A 17,725-nucleotide genomic window follows, 5' to 3' on the forward strand; every position below is an offset into this window, starting at 1 on the left:
TCATCGGCTGCCGGCGACGGCGGGTACGGCGGTGTCACCGGCAGCCGTGGCGAAGTAGTTGCGGCACAGCCCCTGGCGCCGGGCGTCCCACACCATGTAGCCACCGAGCACCAGCTGGGTGAGGCTGCGCGGGATCGCCCCCCACCGGTCGGCCAGCCGCATCCCCGCGAGCCTCGCCGCCCGCGTGGCCGGTCGCCAGGCCACCGTGGTCCGCCGGGGGGCGCGCGGGATCAGCAGACAGGGGCCTCGGCTGGGCAACGACCGGGTGTGCTCGGCCGTGGACGCCAGCCGGAAGCGCCGGAGCATCTCCTCGGCCGCGACCCGCATGGTCAGCACGGCGAAACCACGGGCCGGGCAGGGCCGGTTGGCGGTCACGCCGAACGGGATGAAGGCCGGGGGCCGGGTGTCGGCGGACAGCCAGCGGCCGGGGTCGAACCGTTGCGGACCGGTGGCTCCCGACCGCTGATACTCGGGGTAGTTGAACAGCAGGACCGAGCCCGCCGGTATCGCAGGTCTTCCGGCCCGGGGGATCTCGTCGGTGGTGATGCGGTGGGCCACGCCGAACAGCGGGAAGTGCTGGAGTGTCTCGTTGATGACATGGTCCAGGTAGTCGGCGTCCTCCTCGCCGGAGAGCAGACGGTCCTGGACGGTCCGGTGCGTGGCGAGTGCCAGCAGCAGATGGGCCATCGCCTCCGACGTCTGCACCACGGCGGTGTTGAAGAACGTGCCCTGGAGGTAGTACGCCTGTTCCCGCCGACTGAGCAGCGACGGCAGCGGCACCGGCGGGGGATCGCTCGCCAGCCGTTCGCGCAGATACGCGGTGAGCCGGTTCCGCCGGTCCATATGGCGCAGGCTGGTGCACTTCAGGGCGCTGACCACGTCGTCGGCGTTGCCGACGATCAGGTCCCGGACATGGCGCGGGCACGGTTCACGGAACACCACTTCGTAGTAGACCTCGGCCCACACCGGCATCATGAGATCGCGCAGCCGTACCCGGTGTTCCCGGGTGCCGTATCCGCCGGTGCCCTGGTCGAGTTCATCGAGCACCCGCCGGGTGCAGCGGCCGACCAGTTCGCTCCACCGTTCCCGGGAGAGCCCGGCGAGGATCTGCCGGGTCGTCCTGGCCACCTCGTCGTACCGCGGGCCGGGTTCCAGATGCTCCTGGTGGACCTCGGGGCCGGGGGAGAGCCAGTACCAAAAGAGGTCGGACAGGGCGGCGCCGCGGCTGCGGCCGTTCGCGGCCGGATGGCCGTAGACCCGCTTGAACTCCTCGACCGGCACCTCACGGCCGGGCGCCGGTATCCCCTCCTCGCCGTTGACCCGCGCGAAGAGGCGCACCCGCAGGTCGATCACCAGCCGGGGCAGCCAGTACGGCAGGCTGGCCGTCAGCGCCACGGCCGTCGCACCGGTGGCCGCCCGTCTGAGGCGGCTCATGACGCCACTCCACCGGGCGGAGTGGCCGAGGCGTCGGCGGGAGGCCATACCGGGGCACGCACCAGATCCGGGGTGAGGCCCTGGACACCGGAGGCGCCGCATAGCGCGAGTGCCTGGTCGAGCTCCGCGCGCAGCAGTTCCAGCAGCCGCCGTACGCCCTTCTCACCGCCCTCGGCCAGGGCCCACATCACCGGCCGGCCGATGCCCACGGCGGACGCGCCGAGTGCCAGCGCCTTGACCACATCGGTGCCCCGACGCACACCGCCGTCCAGCACGATCGGGATCCGTCCGGCCACCACCGCGTGGATCTCGGGGAGAAGCTCGATCGTGGCGGGCACGGTGTCCAGCTGACGGCCCCCGTGGTTGGACAGCAGCAGTCCGTCGACGCCGTGGCGCACCGCCAGCCGGGCGTCCTCGGGGTGCAGGGCGCCCTTGAGCAGGATCGGCAGCGAGGTGATCCCGCGCAGCCAGTCGATATGACTCCAGGAGATCTCCGGCGACATGGCGATCGGCCGCACCCGGCCGCCCTCGCGCGGATCGACCATGTGCTCGCAGCGCAGTCCGTCCGGCAGGTCGAGGAAGCCGTTGCGCAGATCGCGCTCGTGCGCGCCGCGCACCGGGGAGTCCACGGTGACCACCAGCGCGGTGCACCCCGCGTCGGTGGCCCGCCGCACCAGGGACTGGGTGAACTCCAGGTCCGGCTGGAGGTAGAGCTGGAACCACAGGGGCGCCGGGTCGCCGCCCTCACCGGCGCCGCGGGTGGCCTCCGCGATGTCCTCCACCGCCACTGTGGACGCCATGCTCACGATCATGATCGTGCCGGCGGCCGCGGCGGCTCGTGCGGTGGCCAACTCCCCTTCCTCGACGAGGAGTTTGTGGAAGGCGGTCGGCGAGAGCAGGATCGGCGTTCGCGCGCGGCTGCCGAGCACGGTGATGTCCAGCGCCCGCTCGGCGTTGCCGCGCAGCACCCTGGGCAGCAGCCGCAGCCGCCGGAACGCCTCTTCATTGGCCCGTGCGGTGATCTCGTCCCCGGCGCCACCGGCGATGAAGTCGGTGTAGACGGGGTCGAGTCTCGTCCGGGCGGTGGTTTCGAAGTCCTGGACGGTCATCAGCATGGCGCGGTGTCACCGCCCCGCGCCGGCGGGTTGCGCGTCCAGCTCACGCGCGAAGAACTCGACCAGCGGGGCGTGGTGGACCTTCGGGTGGTTCCACTCGTTCTCCAGGTTCTCGGCCATGTGGTGGGTGCCGAGGAGTTCACCGCCCCGGAAGTGACGGATCACCGGATGCAGATAGGAGGCGTCGAAGGCTTCCCCGACCGAGTTCTGCGCCGCCCGGCGCACCGTGATGTCAAAGGGATCGACCTTGTCGTGGTCGGGGCCGTACTCCAGGGTGACGATGAAGTAGTCGGCGCCCGCCGTCAGGGGGCTTTCATGGGCGTAGGCGACCGGCACCTCCTCGTGGTAGCGGGCCTGGTCGCCGTCGGCCGCGACCAGCAGGTCGCCGATCACACCGAACTGCTGCCACAGCGCGGAACTGCGGTTGACCCGCGCCACCACGGCGTCCGCCAGCGCGGACGGATCCGTGGCCAGCGGCTGGGCCGGCCAGGCCAGGTCATGGTGGCGTTCGTCGAGAATGCGGCTCAACGCCCGTACGCCGTAGCGGAATCCGTGGATGAAGCCATTGGTGGACTTCTTGAAGTCGCGCTGCTGGGTGAGGGTACCGGCGAAGTACAGCCCGGGCACATTGACCGACTCATACGCCGGCGTGAGGGCCGCGAAGCGGTCGTTGATGACCAACTCGGGGCGGCATTCGGGGTCGAACGGCGAGGCGTCGAAGCGGAAGCCGGTGCACACGATGATCCGGTCGTAGGGGATCTCCTTCACGACCTCGTTCGCCCGGGAGAAGCTGAACCGCACTCGGTACCCGCCGCCGTCGCCCGGCTCCTTCTCGATCGAGAGCACATTGCCGTCGAGTATGGCGTTCTGTGATTTGAGCTGGTATGTGTCGAGGAAGTTGTTGTTGACGGCGCGCAGATGGCCCACATAGTGGCTCTTCCACGCCAGCCGCAGGCTGTGCGGTCCGGCCACATGGATGACGGCGGCCGTCTCGATGAGGTTGTCGGCCGTCTCCAGTGCGGAGTTGCCCTTGCCGAGGATCAACACGCGCTGGTCGGTGAAGTCCTCGGGGTCCACCGAGACATCGGAGTAGTCCTCGGCGGTCTCGATACCGGGCACGTCGGGTATATAGGGCCGGCTCACGCCGGTGGCCATCACCAGCCGGCGGCCACGGTGGTCGCCGCCGTGCTGATCGGTGACGGTGAAGCCGTCGTCGTCGCGGCGGATCCGCACCGCCCGGGTGTCAAAGGCGATGTCGAGGTCGAACGCCTCGGCGAAGTCGGCCAGATAACGCACATAGTCGTCGGCGGCCGGGAAGTAGCGCTTGCTGTAACGGGTGAACAGCAGCTCCGGATCGGGGGACAGCAGGGAGTTCCAGTCCATCCGGAGGTTGAACTCGGGGTCGTCGATACCGGTGTGCACCTTGTTGCTGGAGATCAACTGCCGGTGGCGGGGGAACTTTTGAAAGAAGGTGCCCGGTCTGTTTCCGGCTTCCAGGATCCGGTAGGTGTGGCCCGCCGTCGCCAGCAGGTGCCCGAGCTGGAGGCCGGCGGGGCCGGCACCGATGACAAGGTAGTCAAGAGCCTCGGAAGAGTGGAGAGGTTGGTTGTGCACAGTGCCTTCCTTTCAAGAGCGCGATGCGGTGAGGAGCGCGATGACAGGGGAAAGCCGTGAACATTTTCCTTTAAATCTCAACAACCACTCTAATGAGCCGCCGTCACCTTGAGCAATATCGAAAACAGGCCAGTGTGGCCGGCCCGGTATCGGATCAGACGGCCGACCAGCCGTTGTCCACGGGCAGGATGACGCCGTTGACATTGCTCGCGGCGTCGGAGGCCAGGAAGAGGATGGCGGCGGCCTGCTCCTCGGCCGTGGCGATCCTCCCGACGGCCGAGGTATGGGCTCCGATGACGGCCGGGCCATGCTCGCCCGGCCGGGCGTCGACCCGCATGGCGGTGGCGGTGCCGCCGGGGGCGATCGCGTTGGCCCGGATCCCCTGCTCCCGGTACATCACCGCGAGGGACTTCACCAGGCCCACCACACCGTGCTTGGAGGCGGTGTAGGCGGCGCCGGCCGTACTGCCGCGCAGCGACGCCTCCGAGGCGGTGAAGACGATCGCGCCCCGGCCCGCCGCCAGCATGTGCGGCAGCGCGGCCCGGGTGAGCATGAACGGGGCCGTCAGGTTGATGCGCAGCACCCGGTCCCATTCGGTGTCGTCGGTGTCCGCGACCGCCGAGAAGCGGTCCATGATGCCGGCGTTGTTCACCAGGACGTCCAGACCGCCGAGCGCCTCCATGGCCGTGGCGACGACCTCGTCCACCACCCGCTGGTCGCCGAGGTCGCCGACGACCGCGTGGGCCACTCCACCCGCCGCCCCTATCGCTGTGACAACCTGTTCGGCGCCGTCCCGGTCGACGTCCGCGACCAGTACCTTCGCCCCCTCGGCGGCAAACGTCAGGGCCGCGGCCCGGCCGATCCCCGATCCCGCTCCGGTGACGATGACGCCGCGATTCCGAAGACCGGTGCTGCTCACGGTTGTCTTCCCTTCTTCATGTTGTCCGAGATCGACGTGTTCTGAGGACCGTGCGCATCCCACCGGGGTGTGCACGGGGGCGGCGGTGCGGACGAGGAAAACGCCCGCGCCGCCGCCCGGTTGCGGTCGTACGGTCCGGGACCCGGTCCCGGAACCGGCCCCGGGGTCGCGGCGTCCGTGCCGGGCGCCGCGACGCCGCGGAGATCCGTCGGAAGGACCCTAGTCCTGGACCTCGATGGCCATGGCCGGGCACACCGCCGCGGCGTGCCGGACGTCGTCGGCCTGCTCGGCCGGGGGCTCGGCGTTGAGCAGCACCACGATGCCGTCCTCGTCGCGCTGGTCGAAAACCTCCATCGCGGCGACCACACACTGGCCGGACGCGACACACTTGTCCTGATCGACGGTCACCTTCATCGGGGTTTCCTCTCTTCTCACCAGGTCACGGGCAGTTCGTAGACGCCGTAGACCGATCCGTCGTGTTTGAACGGGATCCGCTCCAGCTCGGTGGCCGGCCGCAGAGTGGGGATACGGCGGTAGAGGGTGCCGTAGACGACCTGGAGCTCCATCCGGGCCAGTGGCTGGCCCAGGCACTGGTGCACCCCGAAGCCGAAGGCCACATGGCGACGGGCGTCCCGCCGGAGGTCCAGCCGGTCGGGTTCGGCGAACACCCCGGGGTCCCGGTTGGCGATGTCATTGGCCAGGATCAGCCCCTCGCCCGCGCGGATGACCTCCCCGCCGATCTCGATGTCCGCCACCGCCACCCGGCGCCGCCCGCTGTGGGTGATGTGCAGATAGCGCAGCAGCTCCTCCACCGCCGACGCGATCAGCCGGCGGTCGTCGGTGTCGCGCAGCAGGGCGAGTTGCCCGGGGTGCTCGAACAGGGCGAGAGTGCCGAGCGCGATCATGTTCGCGGTGGTCTCGTGGCCCGCGATCAGCAGCAGCACACCCATCTGCGCGGCCTCGTTGCGGGACAGCTCGCCCGCCGTGACCCGCTCGGCGAGACCGGACAGCAGATCGTCCACGGGACGGGCGATCTTCTCGCCCATCAGGCCGTCCAGATACTCGATCAGGTTGCCATGGGCGGCCGAGCGCTGCTCGGGGGTGACGTTCCGGTTGATGATGACCTTGCTGTTGTCCTGGAAGAAGTCGTGGTCGGCGTAGGGCACTCCGAGCAGCTGACAGATGACCAGCGAGGGCACCGGCAGGGCGAACGCCTCCACCAGGTCCACCGGGTTCGGACCGGCCAGCAGCTCGTCGATCAGGTCGTCCACGATCTTCTGCACGCCGGGCCGCATGGCCTCCACCCGCTTGATGGCGAACGGCGCCGTCACCATCCGCCGCAGCCGGGCGTGCTCGGGGTCGTCCTTCAGGATGAAGCTGACCCCCGTACCTCCGGGTGGCATCGGGGCCTGGCGGGGGTAGCCGGGCCGGTGGATGTCGGCGCTGACCCTCGGGTCGCCCAGCAACGCCCGCTGATCGGCGTACCGGGTCACCAGCCACGGCGTACTGCCGTCCCACAGGCGGACCCTCGCCAACGGACCCTCTTGCTGCAGGTCCCGCAGCTCCGGAGGCGGGTCGAACGGGCAGCCCGCCGCCCTGGCCATCGGAAACTCCGGGGCCCGCGCGGCGCGCTCGTCCACCGGGTTCACTGTGCTGGTCATCGCTCCCTCAATTCGTTTGAGGCATGTGGTGGAACCCCCGTTGTCCCCCGTTGTCCCTCGACGGCCCTCGGCGGTCCGCCGGTGTGTGAGGGCCGCGGTCAGTGGGTGACGGGCGCCAGCCACAGCCCGACGATCCCGTCGATCAGGCCGGTGGCGGCGTCGTGCCAGCTGGACCGGGGCGTGGCGGTGTGCTCGGCGAGCGCGCGCTCCCGCTCGGCGCACATGTGCAGGATCAGATGGCGCGCCATGGCCCCGCGCTCTATGTGCACCTCGATCGGCAACTCGGGGAGGCACCGGTTGAACCCCTCGACGGTCCGCCGCAGCGCCGGAGAGGCCATGGACTCATCGGCCATGATCTCGTGGAGCGCCGGGTCGGTCATCACCTGGGCGCAGAACCGCGCGTACCAGGTCGGGCTGGGCAGCTCCGCCAGATGCTCGAGGACCGGGCGCACCAGAGCGGCCACCCAGTCCCGTACGTCGGTGGAGTCGCCGATCTCGCCCAGCATCCGCAGGCGCAACCGCTCGACCTGCTCCGCGTGTTGCCGGGCGATCGCCCGCACCAGGTCGGCCTTGGTGCCGAAGTGGTAGCCGACCGCCGCGTTGTTGCCCTGCCCGGCGGCCTCGCTGACCTGGCGGTTGGAGACCGCGTACACCCCGCGCTCGGCGAACAGCCGCTCCGCGGCGGCGAGGATCGCCCCGCGCGTGGCATCGGCCCGCTCGTGCCGTACGGCCCTGCCCGCCATGGTCACCACCGCACCGGGAGGTCGCGCAGCCCGCCCACGGCCAGGCCCTCCAGCCGCCGCAACTCCACTACGGAGACGGCGAGTTCGAGCGTGGGCAGGCGGCGCAGCAGTACGTCCAGCGTGGCCTGTAGCTCGGTGCGGGCCAGTGCCTGGCGGCCCGATTCGCTGTCCGAGACCCGGGCCGCGTCGTCGGCGTTCAGCAGCCGGGTGAACCTCGGGTCGGACAGCACCTGTTTCACATCGTCGTAGCGGGTCAGCAACGATGCCTCGTCCCCGCTGGGCAGCGCCACCTTCGCCACCGGACACCGCTGCCGCAGCCGGGCCCACTCGGCGGGTGGCCCCAGCGCCGTATCGCTGGGGATCGGATAGCTGAGTAACTGCTCGCCGTCTCCTGGAGTCACGACGCTCTCCCTCGGTCCGGGGCGGGGCGGTCATCGACAAGATCAGGCAACCCCATGGGCAATACTTAAGTCAAGCGACTGATTTAAATTGTCCCTCATCGTTCACCCATCGAGGCGGGAGGAGCGGCGTTCAGCAGTCGTCCGACGCTCCGGCGTCATGGACCAGCAGCGCGATCTGGACGCGGTTGTTGAGATCCAGCCGGGTCAGGATGCGCGACACATGGGCCTTCACCGTCGGCAGTGCCAGATGCAGCTCCCGGGCGATCTCCGCGTTGGAGCGGCCCCGCCCGACCGCCCGGGCCACTTCCCGCTCCCGTTCGCCCAGCAGTGCCAGCCGGGCCCGGGCGGCGGTGGCCCGGTCCTCCTGCCCGCCGCCCGCCACCTGCTCGATGAGCCGGCGGGTGACGGCGGGGGAGAGCACCGGATCCCCGGCGGCCACCGTGCGGATGGCCGTGACAATGTCCCCTGGCGGGGTGTCCTTGAGGAGGAACCCGGCCGCGCCGCCGCGCAGCGCCCGCAGCACATGACCGTCGGTGTGGAAGGTGGTCAGCACCAGCACCTCCGGGGCGCCGGGCCGGGCCCGGAGTTCCGTGGTGGCGGTCAGCCCGTCGACGCCCGGCATCCGGATGTCCATCAGCACCACATCGGGCCGGTGGGCGGCGACCAGGGGCGGCACCTCCGCCCCGTCGGCGCCCTCCGCGACGACCTCGATGTCCGGGGCACCGCCCAGCATCAGGCGCAGTCCGGCCCGTACGATCGCGTCGTCGTCCACCAGCAGGACATTGATCACCGCGCCGTCCTCCCTCACCCCTGACCCGCGGCGGACACCGTGTCCGCCGCGGGCCAGGGTAGCCAGGCGCGCACCCGGAAACCGCCCTGGGCCGGGCCCGCGTTCAGCTCGCCGCCCGCCAGCCGGGCCCGTTCGGCCAGCCCGATCAGCCCCTGCCCACCGCCTTCGCCACGGCCGTCTTCGCCACCGCCGGTGTCCGCGGCCGCCCCGGGCGGCGGCGCGTTGCGGACCTCCACCGTCAGCCGGTCGGCCGGGCCTCCGGCCACCCGCACCGTGACCGCCGCGCCGGGCGCGTGTTTGCGCGCGTTGGTCAGCGCCTCCTGGACGATGCGGTACGCCGTGCGCCCCACCACGGGCGGCGGGGCCGGATCGTCGGGCGGCCCGGTCAGCTCGATCCGGCCGCCCGCCGTCCGGGCCTCCGCCACCAGCCGGGCCAGATCGGCCAGTTCGGGCTGGGGCCGCTCGTCCTCCGCCGGTCCCGCGCGCAACACCCCGATCACCTCACGCAGATCGCTCAGCGCCAGATGGGCGCTCTCCCGGATCACCCCGGCGGCCCTTCCGATCTCCTCGCGGGGCGCCTTCGTATGGAACTCCAGCGCCCCCGCGTGCAGGCTCAGCAGCGTCAGCCGGTGCCCCAGCACATCGTGCATCTCCCGCGCGATCTCCTCCCGCGCCTCCCGGCGGGCCCGCTCGGCCCGCAACTCCGCGTCCGCCTCGGCCAGTTCGGCCCGCTCCCGCAGGGAGGCGATCAGCTGCTGCCGGGACCGCCGGAACAGCCCCCATCCGATGGCTCCGGCGATCAGCGCGAAGTAGGTCAGCGCCGAGCTCTTCCGGTCCCCGGAGACCTCCGGCAGCTGCCACAGGAAGACGGGAAGCGGTACGAAGGCCACCGCCGCCACCCACGCGGTGGCCCGCCCCGGCCGGGTCGCGGCCACCGTGAACACCGCCACCATCGCAGGACCGGTGAGGTAGTGCGAGAGCTCGCTGCCCGCCAGCAGCAGCGCCACCGTCAGCGCCACCGGCCACCGCCGCCGCAGCAGGACCGTCGCACACCCCAGCCCGCCGATCACCTGATCGACGGTCAGCCACACCGGATCGAGACCCTCCTCGACCGGTATGGAATCGGAGCTGGCGGCGGCGAAGCACGCGGCGAAGAGCATCAGCCCCAGATCGGCTGCCCAGTCCCGGCGGGTGCGGTGGATGCGGCCCATGTCCCGGAAATCTACGCGGACCGGGCGGGCGAGCGGGGACTCGTACCGCGAGCGGATACTTAAGTACCACTCCCCGGTGGCGGGCGGTGTCCTTCGGTCACCGCCGAGCCGTCTTGTGCCCGATCCGCCGCCCGGGACGGCCCGCCTAGGTTCGGGCCATGACATCCACCAAGGACACCTCCCCGCTCGCCGCCGTGTCGCATCTGCTCTCCTTCACCCTCGTCGTCGGCGGCGGAAGCGGTCTGCTGCACGAATGGTGGGGCTGGCTCCACTTCATGGGGTTCGTCCGCTTCCTCGTCCCCGGCGGCTATGAGGTCTACAGCTACGTCGTGATGGTCGTCCTCGGCCTGGCGGTGGGCGCGGCGGGCGGTGCGCTCGGTGATCGAGGACGCGGATGAGACCGCGGCCGGTGACCGCTCCGGTCACCGGCCGCGAGCCCGTCGATCCGGGTGCGGGCGGCGGCGTCCTGGGCGTTGACCACCTTGACGATGAGCTCACCGGTGGCCTTGTCGCGGGTCACCACCTGGCGGAACGGCTCGGCCACCTTGTCGTCGGTGAACGAACCCCACTTCTTCCCGTCCAGGTACAGCGTCACCCGCCGGCCGCGGGCCTCGATCCGCACGTCGTACGCCCGGCCCGTCTCGATCTTCGAACGGACGATAGGCAGGCGCTGACGGGGCGTCAATGGCCGGTGCGCGACGGTCGGTCCGCCGGACGCGGCGGCGCCGTCGTGCCCCGGACCTCGAGGACCGGGGCGGTGAGTGCCACCTCGCCGGGGCGGGCGGGGTCGGCGATCCGGTCGAGCAGCCGGCGCGCGGCGCGGCGGCCGATGTCATGGCCGGCGTTGTCCACGGTGGTGAGCCACAGATGGCGCAGCCGCGCGAGATAGGTGTTGTCGTAGCCGACGAGGGAGAGGTCGTCCGGCACCCGCAGGCCCAGCTCCTCGGCGGCCGACAGGGCGCCCACCCCGGCCATGTCATTGAAGGCGAAGACCGCGGTGGGCCGGTGCGGCGCGCCCAGCAGCCGGACCGTGGCCCGGTAGCCGCCCTCCTCGGTCAGATCGCCCTGCTCCACGGTCGCCGACCCGGACAGGCCGTGCTCGCGCATGACCGCCTCGAAGCCACGGCGGCGCAGTTCGCCCACCACGCCCTGCCCCGCGATATGCGCGATGTGCCGGTGGCCCAGGCCGATGAGGTGCTCGGTGGCCAGGCGGGCGCCCAGCTCGTCGTCGCCCGCGACGATGTCCACGTTCGGCAGCACGGGCTCGCGGGTGCCGACGACCACCGTGGGCACCCGCGCGGCCGCCGTGCGCACCGCCGCCGGGTCCGGGAGCGTGCCCACGGCGATCAGGCCGTCCACCCTCAGCTCGGTGAAGGTGTGGGTGAGGTCCTCGCCGAGCCGTCGGTTGAGCCGGCCGTCGGCCAGCAGGGTGCGCAGACCGCTCGCGTACAGCTCGGAGTTGAGCCCGTCGAGCAGCTCCACGAACCAGGGGTTGCGCAGATCGTTCAGGAGCACCCCGACGGTCCGGGTGCGCCGCTCGCTGAGGCTGCGCGCGGCGGCGTTGGGCCGGTAGCCGAGCTCCTCGACGGCGGCCAGGACGGCCCGCCGCTTCTCGGGGCGCACCTGCGGGGAGCCGCGCAGCACCAGGGAGACCAGCGACTTCGACACTCCGGCCCGTTCGGCGACATCGCGGATCGTCGGTGATCTCATGCTCTGGACCGTTCCATACGGCGAACACGGTTGTCAAAGGGGTTGACACCTGCGGGAAGGGCTTTCAGTGTGGGGCCGGAAGAGATCTGGAACGGTCCAAAGAAGGGCAGTCATGGTGAGTACGCTCGGGGTCGCCGTCGTGGGATTCGGCTGGATGGGACGGGTGCACACCCAGGCGTACGTCCGGCTGCCGCACCACTTCCCGCAGCTGTCCGTACGGCCCGAACTCGTCGCCGTCGCCGACGAGGTGCCCGGCCGGGCCGAGGAGGCCGCCGGACGGTACGGCTTCGCCACCGCCGCCGGGGACTGGCAGGAGGTCGCCGCCGACCCCCGGGTCCAGGCGGTGAGCATCGCCGCGCCGAACTTCCTGCACCGCGAGATCGGCGTCGCCATGGCCCGGGCGGGCAAGCACATCTGGATCGAGAAGCCCGTCGGGCTCACCGCCGACGACGCCCGCGCGGTCGCCGGGGCCGTGGCCGAGGCCGGAGTCCAGGGCGTGGTCGGCTTCAACTACCGCAACGCACCCGCCGTCCAGACCGCCCGCGCCATGATCGCCGCCGGGGAGATCGGCACCGTCACCCACGCCCGCGTCCGTCTCTTCAGCGACTATGCCGCCCACCCCGAAGGTGCCCTGACCTGGCGGTACGAACGTGCGCGTGGCGGCAGCGGAGTGCTGGGCGACCTCGCCTCGCACGGGGTGGACCTGGCCCGCTTCCTGCTCGGCGAGATCGACGCGCTGACCGCCGACACCGCCGTGTTCGTGCCCGAGCGGGCCTGCCCCACGGATGCCACCGCCGGTCACACCCGGGCCACCGGCGGCGAGCTGGGCCCGGTGGAGAACGAGGACTACGTCTCCTGTCTGCTGCGCTTCGCCTCCGGCGCCCGTGGGGTGCTGGAGGCCTGCCGGGTCTCGGTCGGCGAACAGAACACCTACGGCTTCGAGATCCACGGCACCAAGGGCGCGGTGTTCTGGGACTTCCGGCGCATGGGCGAACTCGGCGTCAGCCGCGGCACCGCGTACCAGGACCAGCCCGTCTCCACCGTGTACGTCGGCCCGGGGCACGGCGAGTACGCCGCCTTCCAGCCCGGCTCGGCCAATGGCATGGGCTATGACGATCTGAAGGTGATCGAGGCGTACCACTTCCTGCGCTCCATCGCCGAGGGCACCGCCCACGGCGCCACCCTGGACGACGCCGTGCACAGCGCCACCGTGCTGGACGCCATGACCCGCTCCGCCGACCTGGGCGCGTGGGTGAGCCCCGGCTGAGCGAAGCGGCGGACGCCGGGGTGACTTCCGGCTCATGGCGGCCGTGGTGAGCACGCGGGGCCGAACCGGCGTACTGGAGGGGGCGGGGAACCGCGCCACGCACCCTCGACGCCGGAGGTATCCCAGCCGTGACCACCTCGACCGAAGCGGCCCCGACCGGGGCCGGCCGCCGCGACGCGGGCGCTCCGCGGGGCGGGCGGTTCGATTCCTCCCTCGGCCTCATCATGCTGCTGCTCCTGGTGGTGGTCGCGCAGGGGCCGGTCCGCCGGGCGCTGTCGGCTCCGGTGGCGCAGAGCTGGATGACCGTGTTCACCGCGGTGGTCCTCCAGGCCCTGCCCTTCCTCGTGCTCGGGGTGCTGCTGTCGGCGCTCATCGCGGTCTTCGTCCCGCCGTCGTTCTTCGCCCGCGCGCTGCCGCGGCGGCCCGCCGTCGCGGTGCCGGTGGCGGGCGTGGCCGGGGCGGTGCTGCCCGGCTGTGAATGCGCCTCCGTACCGGTGGCCGGGGCGCTGGTGCGCCGGGGTGTCACCCCGGCGGCGGCGCTCGCGTTCCTGCTGTCCGCCCCGGCCATCAACCCGATCGTGCTGACCGCCACCGCCGTCGCCTTCCCCCGCCAGCCGCAGATGGTGTTCGCCCGGTTCGTGGCGAGTCTGTTCGTGGCGTGTGCGATGGGCTGGCTGTGGCAGCGGCTGGGGCGGGCCGACTGGCTGCGCCCACCGGGCCGCCCCGCCTTCCACGGCCACGGAAAGGGCGCCGCGTTCTGGGCGTCCGTACGCCACGATGTGATGCACGCCGGCGGCTTCCTCGTCGTCGGCGCCATGGCCGCGGCCACCCTCAAGGCCGTGGTCCCGGCGAGCTGGCTGCGCGGCGCCGCCGATGACCCGGTCGTGTCGATCCTGGCCCTGGCGGTCCTCGCGGTGCTGCTGTCGATCTGCTCCGAGGCCGACGCCTTCGTGGCCGCGTCCCTGTCGCAGTTCTCGCTCACCGCGCGGCTGGCGTTCCTCGTCGTCGGCCCGATGATCGACCTGAAGCTGTTCGCGATGCAGACCGGCACGTTCGGCCGCGGGTTCGCGCTGCGGTTCGCGCCCGCCACCTTCGTCCTCGCCGTCCTGATGTCGACCCTGGTCGGGGCGGTGCTGCTGTGAACAGGAAGGCTCAGGCGATCGTGCTGTTCCTGGTCGGCGGGGCGGTGCTGCGGGCCGGATCCACCGACCTCTATCTGCGCTATGTGAAGGCGGGGCTGCGCCCGCTGCTCCTCGCGGCCGGTGCCGTTCTGATGGCGGCGGCCGTCGCCACCGTCTGGTACGAGTGGCGGACGCGCCCGGCCGGTGGGGACGCGGGGGAGGGCGAAGGCGGCCACGGGGAGGGCGAAGGCGGCCACGCCCACCGGGAACCACGTGTCTCCTGGCTCCTCGTGCTCCCGCTGTTCGCCCTCATCCTGGTGGCGCCGCCCGCGCTCGGCTCGTACACCGCCATGCACACCGGCACGGCGCTGCAACGCCCTTGGGGCTTCCCCGCCCTCCCCGCCGGGGACCCGCTGCCGCTCAATGTGGCCGACTACGCCGGGCGCGCGGTGTACGACCACGGGCGCTCCCTGGAGCACCGAAGGGTCAAGATCACCGGCTTTGTCGCCCTCGACGGCCACGGCGCCCCCTATCTCGTCCGTATGGCGCTCAACTGCTGCGCCGCCGACGCCCAGCCCGTCAAGATCGGCCTGACCGGGCGGATCCCCGCGGTGCTGGAATCCGACACCTGGCTCCAGGTCATCGGCACCTACACCCGCGAACGGACCAAGGACCCGGTGGGCGGTGGCGCCATCCCGTACCTCGAGGTCAGCCGGTCCAGGCCGGTCCCGGCCCCGCGCGATCCGTACGACGAGAGCTGGAACGGCTGATGGCTGACTCATCGTCAGGCCACCCTCGCTGCCCCGCCGACCGGTCGCTAGAATCCGCCGAGCGGCTGCTGATCATGGGGCAGTGGGCGGCCGACCACAGGAGTTCCCCCCTGCCATCACCCTGGGAGTCGACCATGGAGCACACCTCGCCCGTACGTACGGCCACCGCACCACTCGGGCCACCGCCGCCGTTCGACCCGGAACTCACCACGGCGCTCGCGGCCATTTATGAGCTCCTGCCGCCCGGCGGCTCCGGGGCCGATCCGGGTGCGACACCCCCTCAGGACGTGCCCGGCATGGAGCCGGTGACGAACGAGGCCCTGGAGCGCGACGGGGTGTTCCGGGTCGAGGAGCGGTCCGTCCCCGGCCCGGTGGGCGCGCCGGACGTCTCCCTGCTGATCTGCCGCTTGGCGGACGCGGCCACTGCGGTGCCCGCGCTCTACCACATCCACGGCGGTGGCATGACGGTCGGGGACAACCGCACGGGCGTGCCGGAGATGCTCGACCTCGCCCAGGAGCTGAGGCTCTCCGTGGTCTCCGTCGAGTACCGCCTGGCACCCGGGACCCAGCACCCCGGACCGGTGGAGGACTGCTACGCCGGTCTGGCCTGGACGGCCGAACACGCCGCCGAGCTGGGTATCGACCCCGGGCGCCTCATCGTCGTCGGGGGCAGCGCCGGTGGCGGCCTCGCTGCCGCGGTCGCCCTGATGGCCCGGGACCGCGGCGGCCCAGCCTTGTTCGGGCAACTGCTGATGTGCCCCATGCTGGACGACCGCAACGACACGCCCTCCGCCCTGCAGATGGCAGGAGTCGGGGTGTGGGACAGGGCTGCCAACGAGGCCGGGTGGACCGCGCTGCTCGGCGCCGCACGCGGTGGTGACGACGTATCGCCCTACGCCGCACCGGCCCGGGCGACGGACCTGTCCGGTCTGCCTCCCGCGTTCATCGACGTAGGGGCCGCGGAAACCTTCCGCGACGAGGACGTCGACTACGCCGGCCGCATCTGGCGGGCCGGGGGACAGGCCGAACTGCACGTCTGGCCGGGTGCCTTCCACGGCTTCTCGGGCATGGCACCGCGGGCGGCCGTCTCGCGGGACGCGCGGGAGGCGCGGCTGCGGTGGCTGCGCAGGCTTCTGGCCAACTGACGGCGGCCGCTTGGGGACGGTCGTGTGGTGATCCGCGGGCGGACCACCACACGACCGTGAGAGTCAGTGGTCAGTGGGACTCGCGGGGCACCGGATGTCCGCTGCCACCGACCAGGAAGTCCAGGTCGAGCCCCTGGTCCGCCTGTAGCACACGCTCGGTGTAGAGCCTGGTCCAGCCTCGGTCGGCGACCGGCGGCGGGGGCTCCCAGGCGGCCCGTCGGCGCTCCAGCTCCTCCTCGCCCACGTCCAGGGTCAGCGTACGCGCCGGGACGTCCAGGGTGATCCAGTCGCCGTCGCGCACCAGCGCGAGCGGGCCACCGACGGCGGACTCGGGGGACACATGGAGCACCACGGTGCCGAAGCCGGTGCCGGACATCCGGCCGTCACAGATGCGCACCATGTCCTCGACGCCCTTGCGCAGCAACTTGGGCGGCAGCACCACATTGGACACCTCGGGCATCCCCGGGTAGCCGCGCGGGCCGCTGCCCCGGATCACCAGCACGGTGTTCTCGTCCACCGGCAGGTCCTCGTCCGCGTACACGGCGAGGTAGTCCTCCGGCGTGTCGAACACCAGGGCCCGACCCCGGTGGGTGAGCAGATGGCGCGATGCGGCGGACTGTTTGATCACCGCGCCGTTCGGCGCGAGATTGCCGCGCAGTACGGCGGTGCCGGTGCCCGCCTCCTGGAACGGGTCGTCCAGTGTCCGGATCACCTCACGGTTCCAGCACTCGGCGTCGGCGACGTTCTCCGCCACCGTACGGCCGGTCACCGTGGTCGGCTCCGGGTGCAGCAGCGGGCCCAGCTCGCGCATCACCACCGGCAGCCCACCGGCGTAGCAGAAGTCCTCCATCAGGAACCGTCCGGAGGGCTGGAGATCGACCAGCGTGGGCACCTCCCGGGCGAGCGCGTCGAAGTCGTCGAGAGCCAGCGGCACCCCCAGCCGCCCCGCTACGGCCAGCAGATGGATCACCGCGTTGGTGGAGCCGCCGATGGCCGCGTTGACCCGGATCGCGTTCTCGAACGCCTCCCGGGTCATGATCTGTGACGGCCGCAGATCCTCCTCCACCATGGCCACGATCCGCTGCCCGGCGCGCTGCGCCGTCTCGTACCGCCGCGAGTCCACCGCCGGCCAGCTCGCCGAATAGGGCAGTTGCATGCCGAGTGCCTCGGCCATCGACGCCATGGTGGACGCGGTGCCCATGGTCATGCAGTGCCCGCCTGACCGGGCCATACAGCCCTCGGCGAAGAAGCACTCCTCCTGGGTCATCCGCCCGGCCGCCAGCTCGGCCTCGAACCGCCATACCTGGGTGCCAGAGCCCACGTCCCCGCCCCGGTACTTGCCGTTGAGCATCGGACCGCCGGTGACCATGATGGCCGGCAGATCGACGCTGGAGGCGGCCATCAGCAGACCCGGTGTGGTCTTGTCACAGCCGGACAGCAGCACCACACCGTCCAGCGGATTGGCCCGCATCAGCTCCTCGGCCTCCATGGCCAGCAGATTGCGGTACAGCATCGCGGTGGGCCGCATCAGCGTCTCGCCCAGCGCCATCGCGGGGAACTCCAGGGGAAAGCCCCCGGCCTGCCACACCCCGCGCTTCACCGACTCCGCCACCCGCTGCAGATGGCTGTTGCAGGGCGCCAGCTCCGACCACGTCGTGGCGATGCCGATCACCGGGCGGCCGTCGAACACCTCACTGGTATAGCCCTGGTTGCGCATCCAGGACCGATAGATCATCCCGGACCGGCCCTCCGCACCGAACCAGGCCGCGCTGCGCCGACGGCCGTGTGTTCCCGTGTCAGTCACTTCTGCACTCCCTCTGGCGA

17 protein-coding genes and 1 pseudogene are annotated in these 17,725 nt (G+C 71.6%); 5 read left to right on the top strand and 13 right to left on the bottom strand.

Features of this window, described 5'->3' with window-relative positions; translation table 11 throughout:
• The 10 genes from ACMTAK_RS47535 to ACMTAK_RS47580 all read right to left on the bottom strand — a co-directional run bounded on the left by ACMTAK_RS47535 (position 1) and on the right by ACMTAK_RS47580 (position 9,888).
• Positions 1-1,434 (bottom strand): cytochrome P450, encoded by a 1,434-nt coding sequence (locus ACMTAK_RS47535; RefSeq protein WP_413811925.1) that lies wholly within the window; start codon positions 1,432-1,434, stop codon positions 1-3.
• Positions 1,431-2,549, bottom strand: coding sequence for an alpha-hydroxy acid oxidase (locus tag ACMTAK_RS47540; RefSeq protein WP_413811926.1), 1,119 nt, complete (start codon positions 2,547-2,549; stop codon positions 1,431-1,433). The genes ACMTAK_RS47535 and ACMTAK_RS47540 overlap by 4 nt, the downstream gene beginning before the upstream one ends.
• Positions 2,550-2,558: 9 nt before the next feature.
• Positions 2,559-4,163, bottom strand: a complete 1,605-nt coding sequence (locus ACMTAK_RS47545; RefSeq protein ID WP_413811927.1) for an NAD(P)-binding domain-containing protein — start codon at positions 4,161-4,163, stop codon at positions 2,559-2,561.
• Between the two features lie 154 nt (positions 4,164-4,317).
• Positions 4,318-5,082: an SDR family NAD(P)-dependent oxidoreductase gene (locus ACMTAK_RS47550; protein WP_413811928.1), complete on the bottom strand. Its 765-nt coding sequence runs from the start codon at positions 5,080-5,082 to the stop codon at positions 4,318-4,320.
• Between the two features lie 219 nt (positions 5,083-5,301).
• On the bottom strand, positions 5,302-5,496 hold the full coding sequence (locus ACMTAK_RS47555) for a ferredoxin (RefSeq protein WP_413811929.1): 195 nt from the start codon (positions 5,494-5,496) through the stop codon (positions 5,302-5,304).
• 17 nt (positions 5,497-5,513) lie between these two features.
• Positions 5,514-6,743 (bottom strand): cytochrome P450, encoded by a 1,230-nt coding sequence (locus ACMTAK_RS47560; RefSeq protein WP_413811930.1) that lies wholly within the window; start codon positions 6,741-6,743, stop codon positions 5,514-5,516.
• A 98-nt stretch (positions 6,744-6,841) separates the two neighbouring features.
• On the bottom strand, positions 6,842-7,486 hold the full coding sequence (locus ACMTAK_RS47565) for a TetR/AcrR family transcriptional regulator (RefSeq protein WP_413811931.1): 645 nt from the start codon (positions 7,484-7,486) through the stop codon (positions 6,842-6,844).
• 2 nt (positions 7,487-7,488) lie between these two features.
• Positions 7,489-7,887: a hypothetical protein gene (locus ACMTAK_RS47570; protein ID WP_413811932.1), complete on the bottom strand. Its 399-nt coding sequence runs from the start codon at positions 7,885-7,887 to the stop codon at positions 7,489-7,491.
• A 130-nt stretch (positions 7,888-8,017) separates the two neighbouring features.
• Entirely contained in the window at positions 8,018-8,695 is a 678-nt protein-coding gene (locus ACMTAK_RS47575; protein ID WP_413811933.1) for a response regulator transcription factor, read from the bottom strand.
• The gene (locus ACMTAK_RS47580; RefSeq protein WP_413811934.1) at positions 8,692-9,888 is read right to left on the bottom strand and encodes a sensor histidine kinase; all 1,197 of its coding nucleotides are present in this window, start codon (positions 9,886-9,888) and stop codon (positions 8,692-8,694) included. The genes ACMTAK_RS47575 and ACMTAK_RS47580 overlap by 4 nt, the downstream gene beginning before the upstream one ends.
• A gap of 158 nt (positions 9,889-10,046) precedes the next feature.
• Between ACMTAK_RS47580 and ACMTAK_RS47585 the strand changes: the two genes are divergently transcribed.
• Positions 10,047-10,286, top strand: a complete 240-nt coding sequence (locus ACMTAK_RS47585) for a hypothetical protein (protein WP_413811935.1) — start codon at positions 10,047-10,049, stop codon at positions 10,284-10,286.
• 41 nt (positions 10,287-10,327) lie between these two features.
• Here the strand turns inward: ACMTAK_RS47585 and ACMTAK_RS47590 are convergent.
• Positions 10,328-10,534 (bottom strand): annotated as a pseudogene (locus tag ACMTAK_RS47590) (alpha-L-arabinofuranosidase C-terminal domain-containing protein); the annotation flags it as partial.
• 35 nt (positions 10,535-10,569) lie between these two features.
• The gene (locus tag ACMTAK_RS47595; protein WP_413811936.1) at positions 10,570-11,598 is read right to left on the bottom strand and encodes a LacI family DNA-binding transcriptional regulator; all 1,029 of its coding nucleotides are present in this window, start codon (positions 11,596-11,598) and stop codon (positions 10,570-10,572) included.
• 112 nt (positions 11,599-11,710) lie between these two features.
• On the opposite strand from ACMTAK_RS47595, the gene ACMTAK_RS47600 reads away from it, so the two are divergent.
• From ACMTAK_RS47600 to ACMTAK_RS47615, 4 genes are all read left to right on the top strand, one after another.
• The gene (locus ACMTAK_RS47600; RefSeq protein WP_413811937.1) at positions 11,711-12,865 is read left to right on the top strand and encodes a Gfo/Idh/MocA family protein; all 1,155 of its coding nucleotides are present in this window, start codon (positions 11,711-11,713) and stop codon (positions 12,863-12,865) included.
• A 128-nt stretch (positions 12,866-12,993) separates the two neighbouring features.
• A complete protein-coding gene (locus ACMTAK_RS47605; protein WP_413811938.1) occupies positions 12,994-14,007 on the top strand; it encodes a permease in 1,014 nt (337 codons plus the stop codon).
• Positions 14,004-14,756 carry a TIGR03943 family putative permease subunit gene (locus ACMTAK_RS47610; protein WP_413811939.1) on the top strand — a complete coding sequence of 251 codons (753 nt, stop codon included), beginning with the start codon at positions 14,004-14,006 and terminating at the stop codon, positions 14,754-14,756. The genes ACMTAK_RS47605 and ACMTAK_RS47610 overlap by 4 nt, the downstream gene beginning before the upstream one ends.
• Before the next feature lie 134 nt (positions 14,757-14,890).
• Complete coding sequence (locus tag ACMTAK_RS47615) at positions 14,891-15,901, top strand: alpha/beta hydrolase fold domain-containing protein (protein ID WP_413811940.1); 1,011 nt, start codon at positions 14,891-14,893, stop codon at positions 15,899-15,901.
• Positions 15,902-15,971: 70 nt separating this feature from the next.
• Here the strand turns inward: ACMTAK_RS47615 and ACMTAK_RS47620 are convergent, their stop codons facing one another.
• Positions 15,972-17,636, bottom strand: coding sequence for an IlvD/Edd family dehydratase (locus ACMTAK_RS47620; RefSeq protein ID WP_413813215.1), 1,665 nt, complete (start codon positions 17,634-17,636; stop codon positions 15,972-15,974).
• Between the last annotated feature and the right edge of the window lie 89 nt (positions 17,637-17,725).

The organism is Streptomyces lacaronensis (assembly GCF_047337785.1).
Classification (GTDB): domain Bacteria; phylum Actinomycetota; class Actinomycetes; order Streptomycetales; family Streptomycetaceae; genus Streptomyces; species Streptomyces lycopersici.

What these genes read in the sequence shown, in the direction of transcription:
- ACMTAK_RS47555 (WP_413811929.1), bottom strand. Translation starts at nt 5,496, where the DNA reads ATGAAGGTGACCGTCGATCAGGACAAGTGTGTCGCGTCCGGCCAGTGT.
- ACMTAK_RS47560 (WP_413811930.1), bottom strand. Translation starts at nt 6,743, where the DNA reads ATGACCAGCACAGTGAACCCGGTGGACGAGCGCGCCGCGCGGGCCCCG.
- ACMTAK_RS47535 (WP_413811925.1), bottom strand. Translation starts at nt 1,434, where the DNA reads ATGAGCCGCCTCAGACGGGCGGCCACCGGTGCGACGGCCGTGGCGCTG.
- ACMTAK_RS47620 (WP_413813215.1), bottom strand. Translation starts at nt 17,636, where the DNA reads ATGATCTATCGGTCCTGGATGCGCAACCAGGGCTATACCAGTGAGGTG.
- ACMTAK_RS47540 (WP_413811926.1), bottom strand. Translation starts at nt 2,549, where the DNA reads ATGCTGATGACCGTCCAGGACTTCGAAACCACCGCCCGGACGAGACTC.
- ACMTAK_RS47565 (WP_413811931.1), bottom strand. Translation starts at nt 7,486, where the DNA reads ATGGCGGGCAGGGCCGTACGGCACGAGCGGGCCGATGCCACGCGCGGG.
- ACMTAK_RS47580 (WP_413811934.1), bottom strand. Translation starts at nt 9,888, where the DNA reads ATGGGCCGCATCCACCGCACCCGCCGGGACTGGGCAGCCGATCTGGGG.
- ACMTAK_RS47615 (WP_413811940.1), top strand. Translation starts at nt 14,891, where the DNA reads ATGGAGCACACCTCGCCCGTACGTACGGCCACCGCACCACTCGGGCCA.
- ACMTAK_RS47585 (WP_413811935.1), top strand. Translation starts at nt 10,047, where the DNA reads ATGACATCCACCAAGGACACCTCCCCGCTCGCCGCCGTGTCGCATCTG.
- ACMTAK_RS47600 (WP_413811937.1), top strand. Translation starts at nt 11,711, where the DNA reads ATGGTGAGTACGCTCGGGGTCGCCGTCGTGGGATTCGGCTGGATGGGA.
- ACMTAK_RS47595 (WP_413811936.1), bottom strand. Translation starts at nt 11,598, where the DNA reads ATGAGATCACCGACGATCCGCGATGTCGCCGAACGGGCCGGAGTGTCG.